Origin of the sequence: Microbacterium sp. TPU 3598, from assembly GCF_002356155.1 — a bacterium.
Taxonomy (GTDB): domain Bacteria; phylum Actinomycetota; class Actinomycetes; order Actinomycetales; family Microbacteriaceae; genus Microbacterium; species Microbacterium maritypicum_A.
Genome location: NZ_AP017975.1, coordinates 1,631,352 through 1,657,087 on the forward strand (window position 1 = coordinate 1,631,352; position 25,736 = coordinate 1,657,087).

Annotated in this window: 25 protein-coding genes; 11 read left to right on the forward strand and 14 right to left on the reverse strand. The window is 68.2% G+C overall.

What is annotated here, in order from left to right; all coding sequences use genetic code 11:
• Positions 1–92 precede the first annotated feature (92 nt).
• Positions 93–659, reverse strand: a complete 567-nt coding sequence (def, locus tag MST3598_RS07715) for a peptide deformylase (protein ID WP_081860182.1) — start codon at positions 657–659, stop codon at positions 93–95.
• A gap of 61 nt (positions 660–720) precedes the next feature.
• Between def and MST3598_RS07720 the strand changes: the two genes are divergently transcribed.
• A complete protein-coding gene (locus MST3598_RS07720) occupies positions 721–1,815 on the forward strand; it encodes a DMT family transporter (protein ID WP_096359508.1) in 1,095 nt (364 codons plus the stop codon).
• A gap of 52 nt (positions 1,816–1,867) precedes the next feature.
• On the opposite strand, the gene pgl is transcribed toward MST3598_RS07720, so the two are convergent.
• Genes pgl through tkt form a run of 6 tightly spaced genes read right to left on the reverse strand, consistent with a single transcriptional unit; the run spans position 1,868 to position 9,981 of the window.
• A complete protein-coding gene (gene pgl / locus MST3598_RS07725) occupies positions 1,868–2,647 on the reverse strand; it encodes a 6-phosphogluconolactonase (protein WP_029260233.1) in 780 nt (259 codons plus the stop codon).
• A gap of 5 nt (positions 2,648–2,652) precedes the next feature.
• Positions 2,653–3,588, reverse strand: a complete 936-nt coding sequence (locus tag MST3598_RS07730; RefSeq protein WP_029260234.1) for a glucose-6-phosphate dehydrogenase assembly protein OpcA — start codon at positions 3,586–3,588, stop codon at positions 2,653–2,655.
• A complete protein-coding gene (gene zwf, locus MST3598_RS07735) occupies positions 3,585–5,135 on the reverse strand; it encodes a glucose-6-phosphate dehydrogenase (protein WP_021200766.1) in 1,551 nt (516 codons plus the stop codon). Before zwf ends, MST3598_RS07730 begins: the two co-directional genes overlap by 4 nt.
• A 21-nt stretch (positions 5,136–5,156) precedes the next feature.
• On the reverse strand, positions 5,157–6,764 hold the full coding sequence (locus tag MST3598_RS07740) for a glucose-6-phosphate isomerase (protein ID WP_021200765.1): 1,608 nt from the start codon (positions 6,762–6,764) through the stop codon (positions 5,157–5,159).
• Positions 6,761–7,873, reverse strand: a complete 1,113-nt coding sequence (tal, locus tag MST3598_RS07745; protein WP_029260235.1) for a transaldolase — start codon at positions 7,871–7,873, stop codon at positions 6,761–6,763. The genes MST3598_RS07740 and tal overlap by 4 nt, the downstream gene beginning before the upstream one ends.
• The gene (gene tkt / locus MST3598_RS07750; protein ID WP_029260236.1) at positions 7,870–9,981 is read right to left on the reverse strand and encodes a transketolase; all 2,112 of its coding nucleotides are present in this window, start codon (positions 9,979–9,981) and stop codon (positions 7,870–7,872) included. Before tkt ends, tal begins: the two co-directional genes overlap by 4 nt.
• A gap of 220 nt (positions 9,982–10,201) precedes the next feature.
• Here tkt and MST3598_RS07755 point away from each other — a divergent pair, with 220 nt between their 5' ends.
• Positions 10,202–11,107, forward strand: a complete 906-nt coding sequence (locus MST3598_RS07755; protein ID WP_021200762.1) for a heme o synthase — start codon at positions 10,202–10,204, stop codon at positions 11,105–11,107.
• Between the two features lie 76 nt (positions 11,108–11,183).
• Here the strand turns inward: MST3598_RS07755 and MST3598_RS07760 are convergent, their stop codons facing one another.
• Positions 11,184–11,705 carry a hypothetical protein gene (locus tag MST3598_RS07760; RefSeq protein WP_029260237.1) on the reverse strand — a complete coding sequence of 174 codons (522 nt, stop codon included), beginning with the start codon at positions 11,703–11,705 and terminating at the stop codon, positions 11,184–11,186.
• 66 nt (positions 11,706–11,771) lie between these two features.
• Positions 11,772–12,878 carry a COX15/CtaA family protein gene (locus MST3598_RS07765; protein WP_021200760.1) on the reverse strand — a complete coding sequence of 369 codons (1,107 nt, stop codon included), beginning with the start codon at positions 12,876–12,878 and terminating at the stop codon, positions 11,772–11,774.
• Positions 12,879–13,111: 233 nt separating this feature from the next.
• On the opposite strand from MST3598_RS07765, the gene sufB reads away from it, so the two are divergent.
• The 7 genes from sufB (at position 13,112) to MST3598_RS07800 (ending at position 19,791) form a co-directional block, all read left to right on the forward strand.
• On the forward strand, positions 13,112–14,530 hold the full coding sequence (gene sufB / locus MST3598_RS07770) for a Fe-S cluster assembly protein SufB (RefSeq protein ID WP_021200759.1): 1,419 nt from the start codon (positions 13,112–13,114) through the stop codon (positions 14,528–14,530).
• A complete protein-coding gene (sufD, locus tag MST3598_RS07775) occupies positions 14,530–15,747 on the forward strand; it encodes a Fe-S cluster assembly protein SufD (protein WP_029260239.1) in 1,218 nt (405 codons plus the stop codon). The genes sufB and sufD overlap by 1 nt, the downstream gene beginning before the upstream one ends.
• Positions 15,744–16,070, forward strand: a complete 327-nt coding sequence (locus MST3598_RS07780; RefSeq protein WP_017830403.1) for a non-heme iron oxygenase ferredoxin subunit — start codon at positions 15,744–15,746, stop codon at positions 16,068–16,070. The genes sufD and MST3598_RS07780 overlap by 4 nt, the downstream gene beginning before the upstream one ends.
• A 3-nt stretch (positions 16,071–16,073) precedes the next feature.
• The gene (sufC, locus tag MST3598_RS07785; RefSeq protein WP_021200757.1) at positions 16,074–16,844 is read left to right on the forward strand and encodes a Fe-S cluster assembly ATPase SufC; all 771 of its coding nucleotides are present in this window, start codon (positions 16,074–16,076) and stop codon (positions 16,842–16,844) included.
• 9 nt (positions 16,845–16,853) lie between these two features.
• Positions 16,854–17,183 (forward strand): metal-sulfur cluster assembly factor, encoded by a 330-nt coding sequence (locus MST3598_RS07790; RefSeq protein WP_021200756.1) that lies wholly within the window; start codon positions 16,854–16,856, stop codon positions 17,181–17,183.
• 89 nt (positions 17,184–17,272) lie between these two features.
• A complete protein-coding gene (locus tag MST3598_RS07795) occupies positions 17,273–18,427 on the forward strand; it encodes a MalY/PatB family protein (protein WP_029260240.1) in 1,155 nt (384 codons plus the stop codon).
• A complete protein-coding gene (locus MST3598_RS07800; RefSeq protein ID WP_029260241.1) occupies positions 18,424–19,791 on the forward strand; it encodes an MFS transporter in 1,368 nt (455 codons plus the stop codon). Before MST3598_RS07795 ends, MST3598_RS07800 begins: the two co-directional genes overlap by 4 nt.
• Here MST3598_RS07800 and MST3598_RS07805 read toward each other — a convergent pair.
• Positions 19,754–20,338, reverse strand: a complete 585-nt coding sequence (locus MST3598_RS07805; RefSeq protein WP_029260242.1) for a TetR family transcriptional regulator — start codon at positions 20,336–20,338, stop codon at positions 19,754–19,756. The two genes, MST3598_RS07800 and MST3598_RS07805, sit on opposite strands and share 38 nt — an antisense overlap.
• Positions 20,339–20,400: 62 nt before the next feature.
• Between MST3598_RS07805 and MST3598_RS07810 the strand changes: the two genes are divergently transcribed.
• Together MST3598_RS07810 and MST3598_RS07815 are read left to right on the forward strand one after the other, a co-directional pair.
• Positions 20,401–21,099 (forward strand): energy-coupling factor ABC transporter ATP-binding protein, encoded by a 699-nt coding sequence (locus MST3598_RS07810; RefSeq protein WP_029260243.1) that lies wholly within the window; start codon positions 20,401–20,403, stop codon positions 21,097–21,099.
• Positions 21,096–21,689, forward strand: a complete 594-nt coding sequence (locus tag MST3598_RS07815) for a CbiQ family ECF transporter T component (RefSeq protein WP_029260244.1) — start codon at positions 21,096–21,098, stop codon at positions 21,687–21,689. Before MST3598_RS07810 ends, MST3598_RS07815 begins: the two co-directional genes overlap by 4 nt.
• Position 21,690: 1 nt before the next feature.
• Here the strand turns inward: MST3598_RS07815 and MST3598_RS07820 are convergent, their stop codons facing one another.
• The 4 genes from MST3598_RS07820 to MST3598_RS07835 all read right to left on the reverse strand — a co-directional run bounded on the left by MST3598_RS07820 (position 21,691) and on the right by MST3598_RS07835 (position 25,668).
• Entirely contained in the window at positions 21,691–23,016 is a 1,326-nt protein-coding gene (locus MST3598_RS07820; RefSeq protein ID WP_029260245.1) for an acyltransferase family protein, read from the reverse strand.
• Positions 23,017–23,114: 98 nt separating this feature from the next.
• On the reverse strand, positions 23,115–23,786 hold the full coding sequence (locus MST3598_RS07825) for a response regulator (RefSeq protein WP_029260246.1): 672 nt from the start codon (positions 23,784–23,786) through the stop codon (positions 23,115–23,117).
• Positions 23,783–25,045 (reverse strand): sensor histidine kinase, encoded by a 1,263-nt coding sequence (locus MST3598_RS07830; RefSeq protein WP_036271808.1) that lies wholly within the window; start codon positions 25,043–25,045, stop codon positions 23,783–23,785. Before MST3598_RS07830 ends, MST3598_RS07825 begins: the two co-directional genes overlap by 4 nt.
• A gap of 5 nt (positions 25,046–25,050) precedes the next feature.
• Positions 25,051–25,668, reverse strand: a complete 618-nt coding sequence (locus tag MST3598_RS07835) for a DedA family protein (RefSeq protein WP_029260248.1) — start codon at positions 25,666–25,668, stop codon at positions 25,051–25,053.
• Between the last annotated feature and the right edge of the window lie 68 nt (positions 25,669–25,736).

A 25,736-nucleotide genomic window follows, 5' to 3' on the forward strand; every position in this document is an offset into this window, starting at 1 on the left:
GAGGCATGCGAAAAGCCCCCGCCGCGAACACGCTAGCCGTTCGCGAGTCTGTGATGCAACTTCGAGGAGCCTGTGGTTCGGCTGAGAGCGGTTCAGCCTTCGAGGTCGTCGACGCCGGGCATCCAGCTCGATCCCGGGCGGCCCCAACCGCGCTTGCGGGCGACCTTCTGGGCTGTCTTCCAGTCGCCGTCGGAGAGGCGATCGACGTAGAGGATGCCGTCGAGATGATCGAACTCATGCTGCATGATGCGTGCGCGCCAGCCGTCGACGTCGATCGAGACCGGCTGGCCTTCCAGGTCGGTCGCCGTCACGCGGACCCGCTCCGACCGCCGCAGCGGGAACCGCTCGCCCGGGAAGGAGAGGCAGCCTTCGGACTCGAGGTCGGGGTCCGGATCGCCGGGCTCGAGGGGCACCATCCAGAGCACGGGGTTGATGAGAACGCCACGCCAGGGCTGGTCGTCGTCATCGACGTACGCGTAGGTGTAGATCCGCAGGGGAACGCCCACCTGCGGAGCGGCGAGGCCGACTCCAGGCGCCGTGTCCATCGTCTCGAACATGTCGGCCACGAGGGTGCGGATGTCCTCCGTGATCTCGTCTACGGGGGAAGCAGGGGAGTGCAGGACGGGGTCGCCCATGATGCGAATCGGAAGTACAGCCACGTCACAACCCTAGTCGGCGGCAGTCGGCAGGTAGGGTCGTACTGTGAATGCCGGGGTATGGATGAACGCGGTCGAGGATGTCGGCGATCAGCTCGTCGGCGCCTTCCAGAACCCGGGCCTTCTGCTCGGAATCCCCCTCGCTCTCGCCGGTGCCGTCTTCATGTCGCTCGGAGCGCAGTACCAGCACCGCGGGGTCGAGAAGGTCGAGCGTCTCAGCGGTGCCAACGGCGCGTCGGGCTTGAGCTTCGATCAGCTCAAACGGCTTCTCACCCGCCCATCATGGCTCATCGGCACACTCATGCTCGGGCTCGCCGTGATCTGCCAGCTCGCCGCGCTCGTGAAGGCGCCGCTCATCGTGGTGCAGCCGCTGGGCGCCATTGCGCTCGTCATCACTACTCTGCTCAACGCCCGCGTCTCCGGTCATACGCCCACCAAGCAGTCGCTCACCGCGATCGTGGCCTGTGTGGGCGGCATCTTCCTCTTCGTCTTCTTCGCGGCGATCTACGCGACCGAGCAGGACGTCACCGATCGCGAGCTGTTCGTGATCCTGGCGCTCATCCTGGTCGTGATCATCGTGCTCGGCGCGTGCTGGCTCATCCTGCGCCATCGCATGCGCGCGCTCTTCTACGTGATCGGCGCCGGCATCCTCTACGGATTCGTCGCCACGCTCGCGAAGGTGGTCATCAAGCGCATCGAAGCCGGTCAGTTCGAGTGGATCACCGGCATCTGCGTGCTCGCGCTCGTCTCGGCAGCCGCGGTCGGTGCGTACTTCGTGCAGACGGCGTACAGCTCAGGTCCACCCGACCTCGTGATCGCCGGGCTCACGGTCGTCGACCCTCTCGTCGCGGTGCTCATCGGCATGGTCGTGCTGGGCGAGGCCGCTGCGGCACCGTGGTGGGTGCTCGTGATCTTCGCGGTCGCCGGAGCCATCGCCGTGTGGGGTGTGGTCGGCCTGGCCCGCTACCATCCTCAGGTGCTCAGCGACAGCCAGGACTTGGGCATCCAACGCGGCAGCACCCCGGGCGGAGCTGGGCAGGGCGGGACGGAGGGCGCAGCATCATCGAGTTCCTCCTCCACGGCTGCGCCTGAGCGCTCGAGCGGGTCGGTGAGCCCGGAGACTCCGCCGCCGTACGACGGCTCCGCTGACCGGCCCTAGCGCCGCTCCGCTCGTCCGTGGAGGTGTGCCGGTCGCCCGTGGCGATACGGACTCAGTACGCCTGATCGATCAGGTCGACCGACACCTCGGCGGCCGCAGCCTCGTCCACGAAGAACACCGTGCGCTTGCGCCCCTTGGCCCCGGCAGCGGGCACGCTCGTGTAGCTCGCTCCCGCGAGAGCGAGCCCCAGGGCTGATGCCTTGTCCGCACCCGTCAGCACGAGCCACACGCGCTTCGACGAGTTGAGCACGGGGCGGGTCAGCGTGACGCGCTCGGGCGGCGGCTTCGGTGAGTCGCGGACGGCGAGGACGGCCGCATCCGTCACCGTGACCTCTTCCCGATCGGGGAAGAGCGACGCGATGTGGCCGTCGGGACCGACGCCGAGGAAGCACACGGCGAACGAAGGCCAGGCATGCTCCTCGGTGCCGAACCGCGCGAGTTCGGCGGCGTAGGCCGCCGCGGATTCGTCCAATGTCAGACCGCTGTCTGGCCCCGCGACCTCATGCACGTTCTCGACGGGCACCGGGATGTGGTCGAGGAGGGCCTGTCGTGACTGCAGCGAGTTGCGGTCGACGTCGTCGCGCGGCACGAACCTCTCGTCACCCCACCAGAAATGCACGAGTGACCAGTCGATCTCCGTCGCCCGCGGGTGCTCGGACGCCGCACGCAGCACCGCTCCACCCATCGAACCGCCGGTGAGGGCGATGTGTGCGATCCGACCGTTGCGGGTGCGCGCGCGCACCCGCGTGAGGAATCGGTCGGCCACACGGGTGGCGAGGGCGGCGGGCGTGGCTTCCACCACGACCCGCTTCTCGGCGGACGATGTCGTCATCGACGTCACTCTCCTGTCTCGGGCGGACCCAACTTCTCCCAGCCCTCGGTGATGACTCGACCGTACAGGACGTCGGGGTCGAGTCGACGCAGCTCCTCCGCCAGGCACTCGCGAAGAGTGCGTCGCGGCAGGTGCAGATCGTGGTTCGGCTGCCCGGGCTGCGTGAGCACGGCCACGCCGGGAGTCGGACGCTCCAGGAGGATGTCCCCGGACTCGCGCGTCAGGCGCACCGATTTGATGCCCTCCGCCCAGTGCTCGGGGTCTTCGTACGACCAGCGCACCGGAACGTCGAGGGCCATCTGCAGCCAGGCGGCCAGCAGAGCGGTCGACGGCGATGCCGCGGCTCCGCGCACCTCGACGCCGGTGATCGGCTCGTACGGCGGCTGGTCGAGCACGGCCGCGAGCTGTTCGCGCCAATGGGTCAGACGGGTCCACGCCAGATCGGTGTCGCCAGGGGCGTGGGTCTCGCCGAGCAGGGCGAGCCGGTCGCGGACGTCGGTCGCCGTCGCGGCATCGGTGATGCGGCGCTGGGCGATCTTGCCCAGCGGTGACTGGGCGGGTGCCACGGGGGCGGCTTCGGGCCACCAGGCGACCACGGGAGCATCCGGCAGCAGGAGTCCGGTGATCAGGCTCTCCTCGTTGCTGGCGGCGTCCCCGAAGGCGCGGAGGACCACGACCTCGCTGGCGCCGGCGTCTCCGCCGACGCGGATCTGCGCGTCGAGACGAGAGTCGCCCTCGCCCGTCGTGATCACGATCACGCGCATCGGGTGCTCTCGTGAGGCGTCGTTCGCCGCGTCGATCGCCGCTTCGGCGACGCCGTTGCGTGCGGCGATCACAAGGGTGAGCACACGCCCGAGGGCAACGGCGCCGCCCTCTTCGCGCACCTTGACCAGCTGCTTCGCGACCTGGCTGACGGTGGTGTCGGGAAGGTCGATGATCACGGGCGTCTCCAGACTCGTCCATCGCGGGCCAGCAGGTCGTCGGCGGATGCCGGTCCCCACGAGCCGGGCGCGTACTGCTCGACCGGACCGCCCTCGGCTGCCCAGTACTTCTCCACGGGGTCGAGGATCTTCCAGGAGAGCTCGACCTCCTCGTGCCGCGGGAACAGCGGCGGATCGCCCAGGAGGACGTCGAGGATCAGGCGTTCGTAGGCCTCGGGGCTCGCCTCGGTGAAGGCGTGACCGTATCCGAAGTCCATGGTCACGTCGCGCACGTTCGTGCCGTTGCCCGGCACCTTGGAGCCGAAGCGGATCGTCACGCCCTCATCCGGCTGCACGCGGATGACCAGAGCGTTCTGTCCGAGCTCCGAGGCGTTGCCGCGCCCGAAGAGGTGCTGCGGTGCGCGCTTGAAGACGACGGCGATCTCGGTCACGCGCCGTCCGAGGCGCTTGCCCGTGCGCAGATAGAACGGCACGTCCGCCCAGCGGCGCGTATCGATCTCGAGCTTGATCGCGGCATACGTCTCCGTGGTCGACTCGGGGTTCATCCCCTCCTCTTCCAGGAAACCGGTGACCTTCTCGCCGCCCTGCCACCCACCCGCGTACTGACCGCGCGCGGTCGCGAGGGAGAGGTCGTCCGGAACGTGGACTGCGGCGAGGACCTTCTCCTTCTCGGCGCGCAGGTGCTCCGCCGAGAGACTGATCGGCTCTTCCATCGCGGTGAGGGCCAGCAGCTGCAGAAGGTGATTCTGGATCACGTCGCGTGCCGCGCCGATGCCGTCGTAGTAGCCCGCGCGTCCACCCACACCGATGTCCTCGGCCATGGTGATCTGCACGTGGTCGACGTAGTTGCGGTTCCAGATCGGCTCGTACAGCTCGTTCGCGAAGCGCAGCGCCAGGATGTTCTGGACCGTCTCCTTGCCGAGGTAGTGATCGATGCGGAAGATCGAGTCGGCCGGGAAGGCCACCTCGAGCGCGGCGTTGAGTGCGCGCGCCGATTCGAGGTCGTGCCCGAAGGGCTTCTCGATCACGACACGGCGCCAGCGCTCGTCGTCGTCGCTGTTCTCGCCGACGAGGCCGGAGTCCTTCAGCTGCTTGGCGACCAGCGGGAAGTCCTTGGGCGGGATCGACAGGTAGAACGCATGGTTGCCCATCGTCCCGCGTTCGACATCGAGCTTCTCGATGGTCTCGCGGAGCTTGCGGAACGAGTCCGGATTGTCGAACTCACCCGAGACGAACCGGATGCCCTGCAGCAGCTGGGTCCACGTCTCCTCACGGAACGGCGTGCGAGCGTGCTCCTTGACCGCATCGTAGACGACCTGCGCGAAATCCTGGTCCTCCCAGTCTCGGCGGGCGAATCCGACCAGGGCGAACCCGGGAGGGAGAAGGCCGCGGTTCGCGAGGTCGTAGACCGCGGGCATCAGCTTCTTGCGTGACAGGTCTCCGGTGACGCCGAAGATCACCAGGGCGCTGGGCCCGGCGATCCTGTTGAGACGGCGGTCATCGGGGTCACGCAGCGGGTTGTGCCCGCGCGAGATGGGAACAGACATCGGTGGGGGATTCTCCTGCTGTTACTTCTGTGCGGCTTCGAAGAGGGCGAGCACGTCGTCGGAGGACTCCGTGATCGTCAGCGTGACGACGGGGCGGCCGTGCTCGGCGAGCACAGCAGCGTCACCGGCGGCCTGGGCCTGGATGAGCTGCCCGAAGGTGAAGGGACGGTCCGGGATCTCGAGGTCGACCTCGGTGCGCTCCAGGATCTGCAGGAACACGCCCTGCGCGGGGCCGCCCTTGTGATACTGGCCGGTCGAGTGCAGGAACCGCGGCCCCCATCCGAACGTGGTGGGTCTTCCGGAGTCTGCCGCGACCAGCTCGCGCAGGCCCTGGAGCTGCGGCACCTCGAGACGGTTGACGTAGGCCTGGATCGACACGTAGCCGTCTGCCGGAAGCTGGGCCCAGAGAGCATCGAGCACGCCCTCGACGTTGCCGGACACGGCGAGAGCCGGATCCGACACGCGGACCTCGACGCCGTTCTCGACGAATGCGGGAGCGGTCGGCTCCGGACGCGCGTCGAGGAGGCCGCGAGCAGCGACCTTGGCCGACTCGACGTCGGGCTGGTCGAACGGGTTGATGCGCAGCAGATGTCCCGCGATCGCCGTGGCGTATTCCCACACGATCAGCTGCGCGCCCAGCGTTCCGCTGACGAGGATCTCGCCCTCGTGACGCTCGTGCAGGTGGAACTCGTTGGCGTCATCGACCAGTCGGACGATCTGCAGGTCGGCGGGCACGGGATCGAGCTCGGGGGAGACCGGGAGCAGGACGACCGGGAGGATGCCCGTGCCTTCCTTGCCGGTGGATTCGGCGATGAGCTGCTCGATCCAGTCCGGGAGACCCTTGATGTGCGTGCCGTCGGTGATCAGCCCGAGCTTGTCGCGGCGGGGGTTCGTCGCGGCGATCGCCGCGCCCAGGCGCAGGGCGGGATTCTCGGCCGAGTCGACGGCGACCTCGAGCAGCGAGGCCTCGGCCTCGTTCAGCAGCTCATCGATGTCGACTCCCGCGAGCCCGGACGGCACCAGGCCGAAGGCGGTGAGCGCCGAGTAGCGTCCGCCGACGTTCGGGTCCGCGTTGAAGACGCGGTAACCCGCCTCGCGAGCCGAGGCGTCGAGCGGTGAGCCGGGATCGGTGACGACCACGATGCGCTCGACGGGGTCGATGCCGAGGTCGCGGAACGCCGCCTCGAACGTGCGCCGCTGCGAGTCGGTCTCGACCGTGGAGCCGGACTTCGACGAGACGACGAGCACGGTGTCGGCGAGGCCCTCGTCGAGAGCGGCGAGCACCTGTCCCGGAGCCGTGGAGTCGAGGATCGTGAGGGGGACGCCCGCGGTCTGCGCGATGACCTCGGGCGCGAGCGACGAACCGCCCATGCCCGCCAGCACGACGCGGGTGACGCCCTTGGCCTCGAGATCGGCGCGCAGGGCGACGATCTCGGCGACGAGCGGACGGGAGACCGAGACGGCCTCCACCCATCCGAGGCGCACGGAGGCCTCGGCTTCGGCCGCGGGGCCCCAGAGAGTCGCGTCTCCGCCGGTGATGCGCGAGGCGATCAGATCATGGACGAGGCTGGGTACCGTCTCATCGATCGCGGCGCGGGGCGCGCCGGATGTGTGGATCGAGAACGTCATCGCTGCGACTCCAGTCCTTCGGCGACCTGCGTCAGCAGATCGTGCCACGAGTCGATGAACTTCGATACACCCTCGTCTTCCAGCACCTGGGTGACATCGGCGAAGTCGATGCCGACCTCGGCGAGCCCGGCGAACACGGCGCGGGCCTCTTCGTAGCCACCGGTGATGGTGTCGCCCGTGACGACACCGTGGTCGAACGTGGCCTCGAGCGTCTTCTCGGGCATCGTGTTGACGACACCCTGGGCGACGAGCTCGGTGACGTAGAGCGTGTCGGGCAGGGCCGGGTCCTTGACGCCGGTGGACGCCCACAGCGGACGCTGCAGGTTCGCGCCCGCGTCGAGGAGAGCCGTGGCACGCTCGCCGGCGAACGACTTCTCGAACAACTCGTAGGCGAGGCGTGCGTTGGCGAGCCCAGCCTTGCTCTTGAGGGCCTTTGCAGCCTCCGTGCCGATCGCGGTGAGGCGCTTGTCGGTCTCGGTGTCGACGCGCGACACGAAGAACGAGGCGACGGAGTGGATCGTCGACAGATCGATGCCCGCGGCCTTGGCGGTCTCGAGGCCGGTCAGGTATGCCTCGATGACCTCGGCGTAGCGCTCCAGGCTGAAGATCAGCGTGACGTTGACGCTGATGCCCGCCCCGATCGCCTCGGCGATGGCGGGGAGACCGGCCTTGGTCGCCGGGATCTTGACGAGCAGGTTCGGGCGGTCGACCTTGGCCCACAGCTCCTTGGCCTGTGCCACGGTGCCGGCGGTGTCATGCGCCAGGTCGGGGGAGACCTCGATGGAGACGCGGCCGTCGACGTGGTTCGATGCCTCCCAGACCGGGCGGAACACGTCGAGGGCGGCAGCGACGTCCTGGGTGGTCGCGGCGAAGACCGCTTCCTCCGCAGTGGCGCCGGAGGCGGCGAGCTCGGTGACCTGAGCGTCGTACGACGTGTCGTTCTTGTCGGTGATCGCGTTCGCGAAGATCGTCGGGTTGGTCGTCACGCCCACGACGTTGCGCGACGAGATCAGGTCGGCGAGGTTACCCGAGGAGATGCGCGTGCGGGAGAGGTCGTCGAGCCAGATGCTGACGCCGGCGGCGGCGAGCTGTGCGGTGGGGGTGCTCATGCGTTCTCCTTGGTGCTGTTGGCCGCGATGGTCTCGCGGGCGGCCGCGATGACGGCCTCGGTGGTGATGCCGAACTTCTCGAAGAGGGTCTTGTAGTCGGCGGAGGCGCCGAAGTGGTCGATGCCGACCGAACGGCCGCGGTCGCCGACGATGCCGCGCCAGCTGAGCACGGATCCCGCCTCGACCGAGACACGGGCGGTGACGGAGGCGGGAAGCACGCTCTCGCGGTACTCCGCATCCTGCTCGTCGAACCACTCCAACGACGGAGCGGAGACGACCCGCACGTTCACGCCTTCCGCGGCGAGTGCCTCGCGGGCGTTCACCGCGAGCTGCACCTCCGAGCCGGTGGCCACGATGATGACGTCCGGGGTGCCGTTGGGGGCCTCGGCGAGGACGTAGGCGCCCTTGGCGGCGTTGTCGGCCGACGCGAAGGTGTCGCCGGAGGCTGCGCCCTCGCCGCGTTCGAACACCGGGATGTTCTGGCGAGTCAGGGCGATGCCGGCGGGTCCTTCGTGGCGGCGGAGGATCTCCAGCCACGTCGCTGCCGTCTCGTTCGCGTCCGCGGGGCGCACGACCGTGAAGTTCGGGATCGCGCGGAGCGTCGCGAGCTGCTCGACGGGCTGGTGGGTCGGACCGTCTTCGCCGAGGGCGACCGAGTCGTGGGTCCAGACGAAGATGCTGGGCACGTTCATGAGCGCCGCGAGACGCACGGGCGGGCGCATGTAGTCGCTGAAGATCAGGAAGGTCCCGCCGAAGGCGCGCGTCGGGCCGTGGAGCACGATGCCGTTGATGATCGCGCCCATGGCGTGCTCGCGGATGCCGAAGTGGAGCACTCGACCGTAGGGGTTGCCCGACCACTCGTGGGTCGACCACTCCGCCGGGATGAACGAGGGCACGCCCTTGATCGTGGTGAGGTTCGACTCGGCGAGGTCGGCCGAACCGCCCCACAGCTCGGGGAGCTCGGCAGCGAGGGCGTTGATGACCTGGCCGGACGCGGCGCGGGTCGACACCTCCTTGCCGGCTTCGAAGACGGGCAGCGCGCTCGTGATGTCGCCGGGCAGCTGGTGCGCCTCCAGGCGGTCGAGCAGGGCCTTCTTCTCGGGGTTCGCGGCGGCCCAGGCATCGAACGACTCCTGCCAGGCGGCACGGACATCGGCGGCGCGAGCTGCGAGTCCACGGGTGTGTGCGAGCACGTCATCAGCGACCACGAAGTTCTGCTCGGGGTCGAAGCCGAGCACCTTCTTGGTCGCGGCGAGCTCGTCGGCGCCGAGAGCGGAGCCGTGGATCTTGCCGGAGTTCTGCTTGCCAGGCGACGGCCAGCCGATGATGGTCTTGAGGATGATCAGCGACGGCTTCGAGGTCTCGCCCTTGGCGGCTTCGATCGCAGCGAACAGCTCGGCGACGTCTTCGACGTATTCGCCGGTCTTCTTCCAGTCCACGACCTGCACCTGCCAGCCGTAGGACTCGTAGCGCTTCGCGACGTCTTCGGTGAAGGCGACGTTCGTGTCGTCCTCGATGGAGATCTGGTTGGAGTCGTAGATCGCGATCAGGTTGCCGAGCTGCTGGTGGCCCGCGAGCGAGGAGGCCTCGCTGGTCACGCCCTCCTGCAGGTCGCCGTCACCGGCGATCACGTACACGAAGTGGTCGAAGGGGCTCGTGCCGGCCGCAGCCTCGGGGTCGAAGAGACCGCGCTCGTACCGGGCGGCGTACGCGAAGCCCACGGCCGATGCGAGGCCCTGGCCGAGGGGGCCGGTGGTGATCTCCACACCCTTGGTGTGGCCGTACTCCGGGTGGCCCGGCGTCAGCGAGCCCCAGGTGCGCAGCGCCTTGAGGTCGTCCAGCTCGAGACCGAAGCCGCCGAGGTACAGCTCGACGTACTGGGTGAGGGAGGAGTGCCCGGCCGAAAGGATGAACCGGTCGCGACCGAGCCAGTCGACATCGGTCGGGTCGTGACGCAGCACCCGCTGGTAGAGGAGATACGCGGCCGGAGCGAGGCTCATGGCTGTGCCGGGGTGACCGTTACCGACCTTCTCCACGGCATCGGCCGCCAGGATTCGAGCGGTGTCCACCGCGCGTCGATCGATCTCATCCCACTGCAATTCCGACACGTTCATGCCCTTTCCGACAGTTTCGAGGGCGCCCGTATTCCCTGGCGCATCCGCATCATCACGGAGAAGTGTGCACATCGCCGGGCGCGCGAGTGTTTTCAGCATAGCGGTGACGTGCCTTGCGCTACGCGGGCCCGCGAGCCGGAACACGTCATCCCGTGTCATACACTGGACAGGTTGTCCGGTCACACGTGCGGAGGAGGCGATCGAGATCTCGACGATGTCTGATCAGACCGTGAGGAAGTCGTCCATCGGTCGCACGGTGAAGGCCTACGTCACGCTGACCAAGCCGCGTGTCCTCGAGCTGCTGCTCGTGTCGACCGTGCCGGTGATGTTCCTGGCGCAGGGCGGACTCCCGAACCTGTGGCTCGTGCTGGCCACCGTCATCGGCGGCTCGCTGAGCGCCGGTTCCGCGGCGTCCTTCAACATGTACCTCGACCGCGACATCGATGCGCACATGCACCGCACCGAGAACCGCCCGCTGGTGACCGGCGAGGTCAGCCCGCGCGGCGCCCTGATCTTCTCGTGGACACTCGCCGTCGCCTCGACCGTCTGGCTCCTCGTCACGACGAACTGGCTCACGGCGGCCCTCTCGGCGACGGCCATCTTCTTCTACGTCGTGATCTACACGATGATCCTCAAGCGCCGCACCGAGCAGAACATCATCTGGGGCGGGATCGCCGGTTGCTTCCCGGTGCTCATCGGATGGTCCGCGGTCACCGGTTCGCTCGACTGGCCGGCGTTCATCCTGTTCCTCCTCGTCTTCCTGTGGACGCCGCCGCACTACTGGCCGCTGTCGATGAAGTACAAGGACGACTACGAAGACGTCGACGTTCCGATGCTGGGCGTCACGCGCAACGCCTCGCAGGTCGGCCTCCAGGTCATCCTCTACGCGTGGGCCACCGTCGCCTGCTCGCTTCTCCTCATCCCGATCGCGAACATGGGGCTGGTGTACACCGTGTCTGCGACGGTGTTCGGCGGATGGTTCATCTACGAGTCGCACCGCCTCTACAACCGTGCGGTCCACGGAACCGAACCGCGTCCGATGCGTGTCTTCCACGCGTCGATCACTTACCTCACGCTGATCTTCGTGGCGGTTGCGGTCGACCCGCTGCTGCCGTTCTGACCCGGGTTACGTCTGAGACGACGGAGCGGCGCCGAGGAATTCCTCGGCGCCGCTCCGTCGTCATCCGTTCCGACGATCAGCGGGTGATCGGCGGAGTGCTGTCCGGCTCGGCGTCGGTCGCGGGCGCGCCGTTCGTGGCCGCGTCATTCGTGGCGGTGTCGTTCGTGGCCGTGTCGTTCGTGGCCGCGGTCTCGGGAACGGCGTCGGTCGCCACGTCCTCGGACACAGGAGTGGCGTCGGTCGGCGGCGTGGTGCCGACCGAAGGGGCGACCGCGACAGGGGCGGGCGTCTCGTCGGTCTCGACGGTCCAGTCGATCGCTTCGACGACGGCCGGGGCGGGCGTGGGGACGAGTGAACGTGCAGCGACGAGTCCGAGGGTCAGCAGGATGCCGACGATTCCGGCTGCGAGCACGCCGGCACCCACCACGACGAGCGACTGACCGACGTATACCTCGACGCCGGTGGCGGTGCCATCGAGCAGCGTGGTCGTCATCGTGCCGATCTGACCGGAGATCAGCCAGGCGCCGACCGCCGTCGTGGCGAGGGACACGACCAGGAGGAGCCAGAATCCGATGCTTCGTGTGAGTGACTTGTTCATGCGGACCATCATCGCCGACATCCTGATGAGTCGACGATGCGCCGCCTGTGGATCGCCTGTGCGGGGTCAGTCCGCGGCTGCGGCCGTGCGCTTGAGGTGCAGCACGACCACGGTGTAGGTCGCGGCGGAGAGCGAGGCCAAGACCATGTGGATGCCGACGAGGAGAGGCGGGAGGCCCTCTCTGGCCTGCCAGACGCCGACGCCGACCTGCACGAGGATCGCGAGGACGAGGACGAGCAGCCACCGGCGCGGCTCGAGTCGCAGCACCCACGCCGCGACCGTGAGGAACAGCACTAGCGCCGCCAGGATGTAGCCCGGCCACGAGTGCACGTGTGCCAGCACGGTCGCGTCGAACCCGTGACGCAGCACATCGGCGTCGCCCGAGTGCGGGCCGGAACCGGTGGTCAGCACGCCGAAGACGATCGTGACGGCCAGAGCCAGGCCGGTCACGTGCGTGACGACGGCGAACCAGGAGGGCACCGCACGCTCGCGCGGTCCGGGGGAGGTCTTCAACCGCACGAGGAAGGCCGCGGTGATGCACACGAGCAGCAGCGACGAGGTGTAGTGGAAGCCCACGATGAACGGGTTGAGTCCGGTGAGGACCGTGATGCCGCCGACGAGCGCCTGCGCGACCACGCCGATCAGCGTGAGCCAGGCGAGCAGGACGAGGTCCCGTCTCGCGGGAGTCGTGCGCACGGATCGGACAGCCGCGGCGATGACCGCGATGAGCAGGACACCGGAGGCGATCGGGAAGGCGGGGATGTGGAACGGAGCGGCGATGGCGTAGGCGACACCCGCGGCGACGAGGCCGCCGGCCGCGAACCAGAGCGCGTTGACGAGGCCGCGCTTCCCGCTGAACAGACGCAGCACCAGCAGCACCACGACCAGCGCGATGATCCCGACCACGCCGGTCATCAGACGGTTGCCGAACTCGATGATCCCGTGGATGCCCTGCACCTCGAGGATCGGCACCAGTGAGTCCGGCGTGCACAGGGGCCAGTCCGAGCATCCCAGGCCCGATCCGGTGAGACGGACGGCGCCGCCGGTGCCGATGATGATGGTCTCGCTGATGAACGACAACCACGCGAAGACCGTCAACGCGCGCCCCCAGGACGAGGAACGGGCGGGGACCGCCGGCGTCGTCGAGCTGGCGGGGATCATCGTCTCGGGCATAAGTCCTCCGGACCGCACGGGACGCGGCGGGCATGGCCCGTCTGTCAGGCGGAACCTGTAGAATCGGATTGTTGCGATGAGCGCTGACAGCGCTGAAGCATCGTCAACAGTTTAGGCGCGATGGAAGCGCCGGTGATGAGGGCCCACCAACGGCACCCGCTCCCGCAGACTCGACGGGGATCAGGTGTGTCGGGGCGGATGACACCGTTTGGGACCTGTGAGGAGAGTGTTGGATGTCGGATGTGCTGATCGACCGCCCGGAGCTTGACGGTCTGGGGGTGTACGAATTCGGCTGGCACGATGAGGATGCTGCGGGTGCCATCGCGAAACGCGGCATCTCCGAAGACGTCGTCCGTGGGATCTCGAGCCTCAAGAATGAGCCCGAATGGATGCTGAAGACCCGTCTCAAGGGGTACCAGCTCTTCGGGCGCAAGCCGATGCCGACCTGGGGTGCAGACCTCAGCGAGATCGACTTCGACAACATCAAGTACTTCGTCCGCTCCACCGAGAAGCAGGCGCAGACGTGGGAAGACCTTCCCGCCGAGATCCGCGAGACCTATGAGCGCCTCGGCATCCCCGAGGCCGAGCGTCAGCGCCTCGTGGCCGGCGTCGCGGCTCAGTACGAGTCCGAGGTCGTCTACCACCAGATCCGCGAAGACCTCGAAGCCCAGGGCGTCATCTTCATGGACACCGACACGGCACTGCGCGAGCACCCCGAGTTCTTCGAGGAGTACTTCGGCACCGTCATCCCCGCAGGCGACAACAAGTTCGCTGCGCTGAACACCGCCGTGTGGTCTGGCGGTTCGTTCGTGTACGTCCCGAAGGGCGTGCACGTCGAGATCCCGCTGCAGGCCTACTTCCGCATCAACACCGAGAACATGGGGCAGTTCGAGCGGACGCTCATCATCGCCGACGAGGACAGCTATGTCCACTACATCGAGGGCTGCACGGCTCCGATCTACAAGTCGGACTCCCTGCACTCGGCCGTCGTCGAGATCATCGTGAAGAAGAACGCCCGCGTTCGGTACACGACGATCCAGAACTGGTCGAACAACGTCTACAACCTGGTCACCAAGCGCGCCGTGGCGTACGAGGGCGCGACCATGGAGTGGGTCGACGGCAACATCGGCTCCAAGGTCACGATGAAGTACCCGTCGATCTATCTGATGGGCGAGCACGCCAAGGGCGAGACCCTGTCCGTCGCCTTCGCCGGTCCCGGTCAGCACCAGGATGCCGGCGCCAAGATGATCCACATGGCGCCCTACACGCAGTCGTCGATCGTCTCGAAGTCGATCGCTCGTGGTGGCGGACGTGCCGGATATCGCGGCGAGGTGCGCGTCGACGCAGCGGCGCACCACTCCGCCAACACGGTGCGCTGCGACGCTTTGCTCGTGGACACCAAGTCCCGCTCCGACACCTACCCGGCCATCGACATCCGCGTCGACGACGTGCAGCTCGGCCATGAGGCCACGGTCTCGAAGGTGAGCGAGGAGCAGCTGTTCTACCTGCAGTCCCGCGGCATGCCCGAGGACGAGGCGATGGCGATGATCGTGCGCGGCTTCATCGAGCCGATCGCACGGGAGCTTCCCATGGAGTACGCGATGGAACTGAACAAGCTCATCGAGATGGGCATGGAAGGATCGGTCGGCTAGTGACGGCCTCGACGACAGCGCCCGCCGAGGCGCAGAACACCGACGCGCCCGCGAGCGCGCACATCGATCCGGCGGCACAGGTCGCCGCCGCGGGATTCGTCCCCGTGCAGACCCGCTCGGAGCGCCCGCACTCCTTCGACCCCGCTGATTTCGGCGCCCCGACCGGGCGCGAGGTCAACTGGAAGCACACGCCGGTCGCGAAGTTCAGCGGACTCTTCACCGACGAGCAGGGAGACGAGGACGCGGTGACCTATGGTCTCGGCGCGGCCGAAGCGTTCCTCGAGCCGTCTGCGGACGAGAAGGGCCCGTACGGCGAGTTCTTCCGCCCCGAGGATCTGCCGAGCGCCCTCGCGTGGAAGCACAGCCCCCGCGGTCTGCACATCCAGATCCCTGCCGAGGCCGAACTCGACGAGCCGATCATCGTCCCCGTCGAGGGGAAGGGTGCAGACAAGCGCGCTTTCGGACAGATCCTCATCGAAGCTCTCCCGCATTCGCGCGGCACCATCGTGCTCGCGCACTCCGGTTCCGCGCAGTATGCGCAGAACGTCGAGATCATCGTGCGCGACGGAGCCAAGCTCACCGTCGTCAGTCTCCAGCGCTGGGAAGACGACGCGGTTCACGCGTCCGCTCACCAGGCGACGGTCGGAGCAGACGCGACTCTCCGGCATTTCGTGATCAGCTTCGGCGGCGGAGTGGTCCGCGTCAACCCGAGCGTCGAGCTGACGGGCGCCGGGTCCGAGGGGTACCTGTACGGGCTCTCGTACGCGGATGCCGGGCAGCACCTCGAGAGTCAGGTCTACCTGCATCACAAGGGACCCCACACCAAGGGCGATGTCCTCTACAAGGGCGCGCTGCAGGGTGAGGGCGCGCACAGCGTGTGGATCGGCGACGTGTTGATCGGCGCCGACGCGACCGGAACCGACTCCTACGAGGCGAACCGCAACCTGGTGCTGACGGAGGGTGCGCGTGCCGACTCCATCCCGAACCTCGAGATCGAGACCGGTGACATCCTCGGTGCCGGACACGCGAGTGCCACCGGTCGGTTCGACGACGAGCAGCTGTTCTACCTGCAGGCTCGCGGCATCACCGAGGAGGAGGCGCGACGTCTGGTCGTGCTCGGGTTCCTCACCGACATCGTGCAGCGCCTCGGCATCCCTGCCCTCGAGACCGAACTGCTGGCAGCGATCGAGACGGAGCTCGCCGAGGTGAGCGCATGACCGCCGAGCGCGTCTGCGGCGTCGCCGACCTCGAACAGGACATGCCGCTGCGCGTGGACCCGGGCGGCGTCCCCATCACGGTGATCAAAGACGGCGAGGGCGTCATCCACGCCATCGGCGACACCTGCACCCACGGCGACATCTCGTTGTCCGAGGGCTTCGTCGAGGGTGACACCGTGGAGTGCTGGGCCCATGGCTCCGCCTTCTCGCTGCTCACCGGCAAGCCCCAGAATCTCCCCGCATATGAGCCCGTCCCCGTCTACGTCGTCCAGATCGACGGCGACGACGTGCTCATCGATCCGACTGTGATTAAGGAAGTCTGAAGAATGTCTGTTCTCGAGATCCGCGACCTGCATGTGACGGTCGAGACCGATGCGGGGACCACCCCGATCCTCAACGGAATCAACCTCACCATGAACACGGGTGAGACCCACGCCATCATGGGCCCCAACGGCTCTGGCAAGTCGACGCTGGCCTACACGATCGCCGGGCACCCCAAGTACACGGTGACCTCCGGTTCGATCACGTTCGACGGCCAGGATGTCCTGGAGATGAGCGTCGACGAGCGGGCCCGCGCCGGCCTCTTCCTCGCGATGCAGTACCCGGTCGAGATCCCCGGCGTCACGGTGACGAACTTCCTGCGCACGGCCAAGACGGCACTCGACGGCGAAGCGCCGGCGATCCGCGGCTGGACCAAGGACGTCAAGGCGGCCATGTCGAACCTGCGCATGGACCCGAAGTTCGCGCAGCGCAACGTCAACGAGGGCTTCTCCGGTGGCGAGAAGAAGCGTCACGAGATCCTGCAGCTCGAGGTGCTGAAGCCGAAGTTCGCGATCCTCGACGAGACCGACTCCGGCCTCGACGTCGACGCGCTCAAGATCGTCTCCGAGGGCGTCAACCGTGCGAAGGAGTCCACCGGGCTCGGCGTGCTGCTGATCACGCACTACACCCGTATCCTCCGCTACATCCGGCCCGACTTCGTCCACGTGGTGGTCGCGGGCAAGATCGTCGAAGAGGGTGGCCCCGAGCTCGCGGACCGGCTGGAGAACGAGGGATACGACCGTTTCCTCGACCCTGCAGCCCCCATCGAGGCGTAGGCTGATCGCATGACAGCGACCCTCACGGACGAGAAGTACGACGCGGTCACCGAGGCTCTCAAAGACGTCATGGACCCCGAGCTCGGGATCAACGTCGTCGACCTCGGCCTCATCTACGACCTCGCCTGGGATGACGAGAACGATGCTCTCGTCATCCACATGACGCTGACCAGCGCCGGCTGCCCGCTCACGGACGTCCTCGAGGACCAGACCGCCCAGGCTCTGGACAGCGTCGTCGATCGCTTCCGGATCAATTGGGTCTGGATGCCGCCGTGGGGCCCGGAGCGGATCACGGATGACGGACGCGACATGATGCGCGCCCTCGGCTTCGCTATCTGACCCCGCAGGAGCATTGCCGGAAGGCATCATCGGCGCGCGTCGGATCGGATGGCACCGCGACGGCGCGTGTCGGAACCTCGGGAGAACCAATGCTTCAGGTGAAGGCCCTGCCTCTTGCGGAACTCCGCGAGCGCAGCAGCGAGAAGTGGCGGGAGTACCCCGCCGACGTCTTGCCGCTGTTCGTCGCAGAGACCGATTTCCCGTTGGCTCCGGCCATCTCGACGGCGTTGCAGCGTGCGGTGGAGATCGGTGACACAGGGTATGTCGCCTCGCGCACGCCGCTCGCGGAGTCGTTCGCGGCCTTCGCGAGCCGACGCTACGGGTGGGACCCTGACCCGGCCCGGATGCGCAGCACGGCTGACGTGAGCATGGGGATCGTGGAGATCCTGCGTCGCGTGACGCAGCCGGGGGAGCGGATCGTCGTGACGCCGCCCGTGTACCCGCCCTTCTATGATCTGGTCGCCGAGGCCGGTGCAGAGGTCGAACGGGTACCGCTTCGCGACACCGGCACCGGCTGGGAGCTCGACATCGACGGGATCCGCGCGGCGTTCGACGACGGTGCGACGGCGATCCTGCTCTGCAACCCGCACAACCCCACCGGCACGGTGCACGATCGGGACAGTCTCGCTGCGCTGGCGGAGCTGGCCGACGAGTACGGCGTCGCGGTCGTCTCGGACGAGATCCATGCTCCGCTCGCCCAACCGGGCACGGGGTTCACCCCTTTCCTGTCCGTGAGCGACTCCGCGCAGCGGGTGGGCTACGCCGTCGTGAGCGCCAGCAAGGCGTTCAACCTCGCCGGGCTCAAGTGCGCCCTCATGGTCACGGCCGACGACGCGACCAGCGCCGTCGTCCGAGGTCTTCCGGTCGAGGTCGAATGGCGAACGGGGCAGTTCGGGCTGCTCGCGGCCGTCGCGGCGTTCTCGGAGGAGAGCGATGAGTGGCTCGACGGTCTGCTGCGCACTCTCGACGAGAACCGCGTGCTGCTCGAAGATCTTCTCGCCGCCCGTCTTCCCGGCGCGCGCTACCGCATCCCCGATGCGGGCTACCTCGCCTGGATAGATCTCTCCGCACTGGAGTGGGGCGACAATCCCGCTCGGCGCATCCTCAAGGACGCCAAGGTCGCCCTGCACTTCGGGTCGTCGTTCGGCGCGGAGGGCGCGGGCCACGTGCGACTGAACTTCGGCACCAGCCCCGAGATCCTCACCGAGGCCATCGAGCGCATCGCGTCGCTCGTCGGCCGATGACCGCCGCCGACGCCGCGACGATCTGGGACCGCCAACGGATCTGGGTGACTCTCGGCGCGGTCGCGCTGATCTTCCTCGCGGCGATCGAGGCTCTGGCCGTCACGACGGTGATGCCGATCGTCAGCGAGGCTCTCGATGGTGAGGCCTTGTTCGCCGTGGCCTTCGCGGGAACCCTCGCGACGAGCGTGATCGGCATGGTCGCGACCGGAGCCTGGTCAGATGCCCGCGGCCCCCGCGGCGCCCTCTACGTCGCGGTGACGCTCTTCATCATCGGCCTGCTCCTCTCGGGCTTCGCCGTCACGATGCATCAGTTCCTGGTCGGACGCCTCGTCCAGGGGCTCGGGACGGGAGGGCAGACGGTCGCACTGTACGTCGTGGTCGCACGCTTGTATCCGCCCCATCTGCACGGTCGGATCTTCGCCGCCTTCGCCGCGGCGTGGGTCGTGCCGTCCATGGTCGGTCCGTTTCTGGCGGGCGCCGTCGCCGAGTATCTCGATTGGCGCTGGGCCTTCCTGGGCGTGGCCGTGCTCACCGCTGCGGCGTTCCTGATGATCGCCGTCCGCCTCCGTGGGGTCGACCTCGGGCGTGGCGAGCCGCAGGATCGCCGTACGCTCATCGTCCGCCTGTTGCTCGCGGTCGTCGTCGCGGTCCTCGCCGTCGTCGTCGGCTTCTCCGCCGAGATGACCCCCTCGATCAGATGGCCGGTGGCGCTCGGCGCCGTGCTGGCGATCGGTTTCGCCGTGCTGCCACTGCTCCCGCGGCGTACCTTGCGGGCAGGGCTGGGGCTTCCCAGCGTGGTGCTCATGCGAGGAATCGTGGCGGGAGCCTTCTTCGCTGCGGAGGCCTACATCCCCTATCTGCTGATGAAGAAGTTCGACTTCAGCGCGACCTGGGCGGGCGTCGCCCTCATGCTCGCGGCCCTCGCGTGGGCGGGGGCCTCGGCCCTGCAGGGACGGTTCGGCGAGAGACTCGGCAATCACCGCATCACGACGATCAGCCTGGGGTCACTCCTGGTCGCGATGCTGTGCGTGCTCACCGCCGCCGTGTTCGACGTCTCGGCGACCGTCGTGGTGGTGGGCTGGGCATTCGCCGGCGGCGGGATGGGACTGCTCTATCCACGCCTCACCGTCCTGACCCTGGCCTACTCGGACGAGACCAATCAGGGGTTCAACTCCTCCGCGTTGTCGATTTCGGACGCGGCCGGATCGGCCGTCGCCATCGCACTCGCCGGTCTCGGTGTCGCGACGCTCGGCGGCGAGGCCGGGGCGTTCAGCGCGGTCTTCGCGTTCTGTATCGCTCTCGTCGCATTGGCTGTCGTGCCCGGGCTCAGGCTCGGGCACGCGGCGGAGTCGCCGGCGCGCTGAGGGTTCCCGCGAGGGCGGTGACCCCGAGGTCGAACACGCCATCGAGTCCGGCGGTGACGTCGAGAGCGCCGGCGTCGGGCAGAGCGCCGTGGCTGTCGGCGTGCATGCGCTGTTGGACGAGCGTTGCGTGTCCGAGCACGAAATGCAGGATCGCGGCTCCACGGTCATCCGCATCGGGGGCTCCCTGCGCGCGGAGCGCATCGGTCAGCGCGGTCTGCGCCTGCGACGAGCCGAGTTGGAGCGCATAGGTGCTGAGAACCAGTTCGGCGCCGTCACGGTAGGCGAAGAGTGCGTCGCGGATGCCGCGCGCGGTCGTGAGGACGTCGGTGCTCCCGGGAGGGATCGACGCGGTGATCCGGTCGGCGAGTTCGGCCAGCAGCTCCTGCTTGCTCGCGAAGTGCCAGTAGAGCGCGCTGGGTTGCACGTCGAGCCCGGCGGCGATGCGCCGCATCGAGAGATCGGCGAGTCCCACCTCGTCGAGCAGGGCGAGAGCGCGCCTGGTCACGCTGTCGCGGTCGTGACGTGCCGGATTGTGCTCGGGACTCATGCTCCGATTATAGTGAACGACGTTCAGGTGAACAGTGTTCAGTACCGTGACGGGGAGATCAGATGACGGGGTGCCCTCAGGTCGCCGGGGCTCCGATCACGCTCGAGCGGGTGTCGGTGCAACTCGACGGACGTTCGGTGCTGCATGACATCAGCGTCGAGCTCACGGCTTCCACGATCGCCGTGATCGGGGCGAACGGTTCGGGGAAGTCGACGTTCGCGAGGCTGCTGAACGGACTCGTCACACCCCACAGCGGCACCGTGCGTGTGCACGGACATGACACCGTGCAGGAGCGTGCAGCGGTGCGCCGCCTCGTGGGTTTCGTCTTCACCAATCCGGATGCGCAGATCCTCATGCCGACACCGGCCGAGGATCTCGCGCTGTCGTTGCGCGGTCGCCCGAAGGCGGAAGTGGCCGCGCGCGTCCAGGAGACCCTCGAGACGAACGGACTGGGCGCGCACGCCGAGGTCCCGGCATCGATGCTGTCCGGTGGGCAGAAGCAGATGCTCGCGCTGGCGTCGGTGCTCATCGCGCAACCGCGCGTGATCGTCGCCGACGAGCCGACTACGCTGCTGGATCTACGGAACGCCCGCCGCATCGGCGACCTCCTGCTCGCACAGCAGGCGCAGGTGGTGGTGGTCACGCACGACCTCGACCTCGCTGCCCGCTGCGACGCCGCGCTGCTCTTCGAGGACGGGAGGATCGCCGCCTCCGGTGAGCCGGCGCGCGTGATCGACGCCTACCGGCGGGCGTGCGCATGATCCCGCTCTACCGTCCGGGAACGGGGCTCATCCATCGAGCGCCGGCAGGGTTCAAACTCGCGGCCCTGGCTGTCGGCGCCCTCGTGCTCTCGCTGTATCCGCACGACTCGCTGAGCATCGGCGTCTCGCTCGCGATCGTCGTGGGGCTGTACGGCCTGAGCGGACTGCCGTTCCGTGTGCTCGTCACGGAGGCCTGGCGTCTGCGCTGGATCGTCCTCGTCCTCGCCGCGGCGCTGCTCATCTTCGTGTCGCCCGTCGCCGCGTGGATCAGCACAGGGAGGGTCGTGGCGGTGCTCCTCCTGGCGAGCCTGCTGACCCTGACCACTCGGATGTCGGACCTTCTCGCGGTGCTCCATCGTCTCCTCCGTCCGCTTCGCAGCATGGGGGTCGATCCGGAGGCGGTGGCGCTGACGATATCGCTCACCCTCACGACAGTCCCGGTGATCGCCGGGTTCGCCGCACGCGTGCGCGAAGCCGAGCAGGCCCGCGATGTGCGCCTGGGGATCCGCATCGTCGTGCCGCTGCTGGTGCTCGCATTGCGGCACGCGGATGACGTCGGCGAAGCGCTGGCGGCCCGGGGCATCGTCTGACTCAGGCCGGCACTGGCGCGTTGACTGCGACTCGTGCTCGCTGTGTCGGTCGCTGAGAAGCCGACAGCGACGAGAGTCGCAGCGCGGCGCCGATCAGCGCGATCGCGATCAGCGCGGTCGATACCGAGGTGCCGAGCACCAGAAGGAGCACGATCCCGACCAGACCGCTCAAGGTTCCGATGACGATGCGGTGCATCGAGGTCGTCGCCGAGGGCGCGGGCTGCGACTCGAATCGCGTGAAGGCGACGGCGACGAGAGCGGTGAGAGCGAGAGCCGTCGCCAGCCAGAGGGGACGCCCGGCCCACCATCCCGCGCTGTCCAACGCCGGCAGGCTGGCTCCGGCGACGAGTGCGTACACTGCGGTGACACCGGCCATCAGGAGCAGTACCGGCATGTGCCAGAGGTAGATCGTCATGGTGCGCACCGTCACGAAGGCGGTGAACGCGGCGACCCGCGGCCGACGGCTGAACCGTTCGAGACGCTCGCGGTGCAGTGACAGCAGGCTGGTGTGCGCAATTCCGACGAGGAGGAGCGCCGCGGTCGGCGGGTTGATGTTCGCGATGAGGTCGGGGGAGTAGATGCCGAAGGCGAAGGTCGCGACGAGCAGAAGGAGGGCCGTGATCCCGGCGGTGGCGCGTACGCGCCTGGCGAGGCGGTCGATGCTGCCGTCGGCCAGGAAGAACCCGAGCTGCTGGAGGGTCATCCACACGAAAGCGAGGTTCAGGAACCCCAGCCCGTCGATGCCGGTGGCTGTGCGCAGCACGTCGACGGTGATCGAGGCGAGCACCAGCGCGCCGATCGTGCGCAGCGGTGCGCGTTCATGGGCGGAGGCGAGAAGAGGGAGCAGAGCCTGACAGAGCAGGAAGACGCCCAGGAACCACAGCGGCTGCCCGTATCGGAATCCCGCCGTCGCGATGAGGTCGGCGGGAACGCCGAAGACCGTGAGCAGCGCGAGTGCGAGTGCGATGACCGCGATCGTGAAGATCGCCGGACGCAGCAGTCGATGCACACGGCCGGCGACGAAGCCGATGGCCGTGCCTCCGCGCTGATGCATCCGCCGGTAGGCCAGCAGACCCGAGAACCCTCCGATGACGAAGAACAGGGGCATCACCTGGAAGAACCAGCTGAGCGGCGCGATCCATCCGGTCCCGTCGCTGGCATTGGCGAAGACCGGTCCGGAATCGGTCACGGTGACGCCGACCATGATGGCGTGCAGGAGCACGACCCCGAGGACGCAGAGGGCCCGGAGGAAGTCGATCCCGGTGTCGCGGGATGCGCGTGGGGGAGCCGTGGTGCTGACGGCGCGCGGTGCCTGGACGATGGCCATGAGTCCTCCTCGGAAGCGGTGTTCCAGGAGACTATGGAGGTGGTGCCGGCGAGGGCATCACCCGTGGGTGCCGTCACGACCCCCTACGACGGGGTGAGTCAGGACGACGGTTCGACGAGTCCGGTGTCGTACGCGAGGATCACGGCGTGCACGCGGTCTCGCAGGCTCAGTTTGGCGAGCACCTTGCCGACATGCGTCTTGACGGTCTGCTCTGCGATGAAGAGATCGGCGGCGATCTCGGTGTTGGAACGACCTCGACCGATGAGCACGAGCACCTCGCGCTCGCGATCCGTGAGCTCGGCGAGAGCCGTCGCCGAGCGCGGTGCGCGGGGGCGGCGGCCGGCGAACTGCTCGATCATGCGGCGCGTCACGCTGGGCGCGAGCAGCGCATCGCCGTCCGCGACGACCCGAACCGCGTGCACGAGCTCCTCCGGTAGAGCATCCTTCAGCAGGAAGCCGCTGGCGCCGGCCTCGAGCGCGTCGTACACGTAGTCGTCGATGTCGAATGTGGTGAGCATCAGGATTCGAGGTACGTGCGCGGCCGGATAGGAGGGGCCGAGGATGCGCCTCGTCGCCTCGATCCCGTCGAGCTCCGGCATGCGCACATCCATGAGGATCACATCGGGATCGAGACGCGCGGCGAGGGTGACCGCTTCCGCACCGTTCGCCGCCTGCCCGGTGACATGGATGCCGTCATGGGCGTCGAGGAGCGCGGCGAACCCCGCTCGAACCATGGCCTGGTCGTCGGCGATGAGGACGCTGATGGTCACAGGCTCTCCTTGTCAGGGGAAGGGGATGAAAGCGTGCCGGCCGGGGCGGCGTCGAGGGGGAGGACGGCGTCGACATCCCATCCTCCGTCGGACGCGGGGCCGGCGGAGAGACTGCCGCCGAGGATCTCGGCGCGCTCCCGCATGCCCCGGAGCCCGTAGCCGGTGCCGTGACTCTCGGCTCGGTGCGGCGGTGCGTCGTTGTGCACCTGGATGTGGATGCTGCGCGCCTCTGCGCGCACGCGCACGGCGATGCGCGCACCGGGTGCGTGTCGCACGGCGTTGCTCAGTGCCTCCTGCACGATGCGGAACGCGGCGATCTGGACAGCAGGTGTGGCGGAGGCGGTTTCGGTTCCTTCGAGGACGAGTCCGACGTCGACACCGGCGCGGCGGATGCTGTCGACAAGGGCGGGGATGTCGTCGACGCCTTGCTGCGGGGCCAGTTCGGCGCTCTGGTCTTCGGTGCGGAGCACCCCGAGCATGCGTCGCATCTCCGTGAGCGAGGTCCGGGCGGTGGCGGCGATGTCGTCGAACTCCGTGATGGCGGCGGTGCCGAGCTCGGGAATCCGATACTTGGCCGTCGAGGCCTGCACCTGGATCACCGACATGCTGTGGGCGACGACGTCGTGCAGCTCCCTGGCGATCCGTGTGCGCTCTTCGACGAGCGCGCGCCTGGCCTCCTCGAGCGCGCTGTGCTCCTTCTCGCGCGTCAGCTCGGCGGCGACGCGGACCCGCCCGGCTATCAGCGCTGCGATGAGGAACATCGCGGAGGCGACTGCAGTCGTGACGATCAGGTCGGCGGTCGCACTGGCGGATGACGCCGGGAGGGCGACCATGTCGGGCCGGAGCACGGGGGCGAGAAGCGAGGCGATCGCCCCGAGGATCAGGGCGAAGGCCCCGATCCTCGTCCCATGGAGGAAAGTGACGACGCCGACGAAGAGGACGAAGACGAGGAGTGCCGGAACGGACCACGGCCAGGGAGACTGGATCGCCAGCTCCGGCACGACCGTGAGCGGCAGGGTGAACGCACTCGCCGTGAACAGGATGAGAGCCCAGCGAGGACGTGAGATCGCGAGGAGCGGCGAAGCGCACAGCACAGCTCCGAGGATGAACGACAGCGGCAGCGGTGTGCCGTACAGGAGGGTCTGCAGCGGGACGAGCACCGCGTACAGCGCCACGACCGCCGCACCCAGCGCCACGAGGGCGGAGGTGCGGCGGTTGATCCGTTGGCGGAGCGGTGTGCGCTCCCGGCGTCGTGCCATGACTGTCATCCTGCCAGCTGGGGCGCCGGCGCACGGCGGCGACGGGCCGCGGCGATCCGGTCGATCACGAACCCGATGACGAGGGCGATGACGATGCCGAGCCCAGCGCTGAGCAGGGGCTGGTCTTTGATCCAGGCGCCGGCGAGCAGACCGATCGCGAGGCTGAACACGCTCCAGCTGACCCCGGCGATGAGGCTCAAGGGGAGGAAGCGCCGCCAGGGGAAGTGGAGAGCGCCCGCGCTCATGTTGACGGCGACCCGACCGACCGGGATGTAGCGGGCACCGAGGATGAGCGTCGCGCTCCGACGGTCGAGTGCGCGCTGGGCGTGAGCGAATGCCGCCGCCACCCGGGGGCGTCGCATCCACGCGAACCTCGTCGTGCCCACCGCTCGCCCGATGACGAAGGCGACGTTGTCTCCGATCGCCGCACCGATCGCGGCGACGAGCCCGAGGAGCACCAGGTTTCCCTCGCCGGTGGAGGCGGTGACCGCCGCCGCGGCGACGAGCACGGTCTCGCTGGGAACCGGGGGGAAGAAGCCGTCGATGACGGTGACGGCGAACAGGACCAGGTACAGCCAGGGTGAGGCGATCGCCTGCATGATGAGCTCGTTGAGGATGTCCACTCCCGTACGTTATGCAGCGGACCCCGAGCAGGGCATCCCTCTCGGGTATCGGGACCCTCACCCTTCGG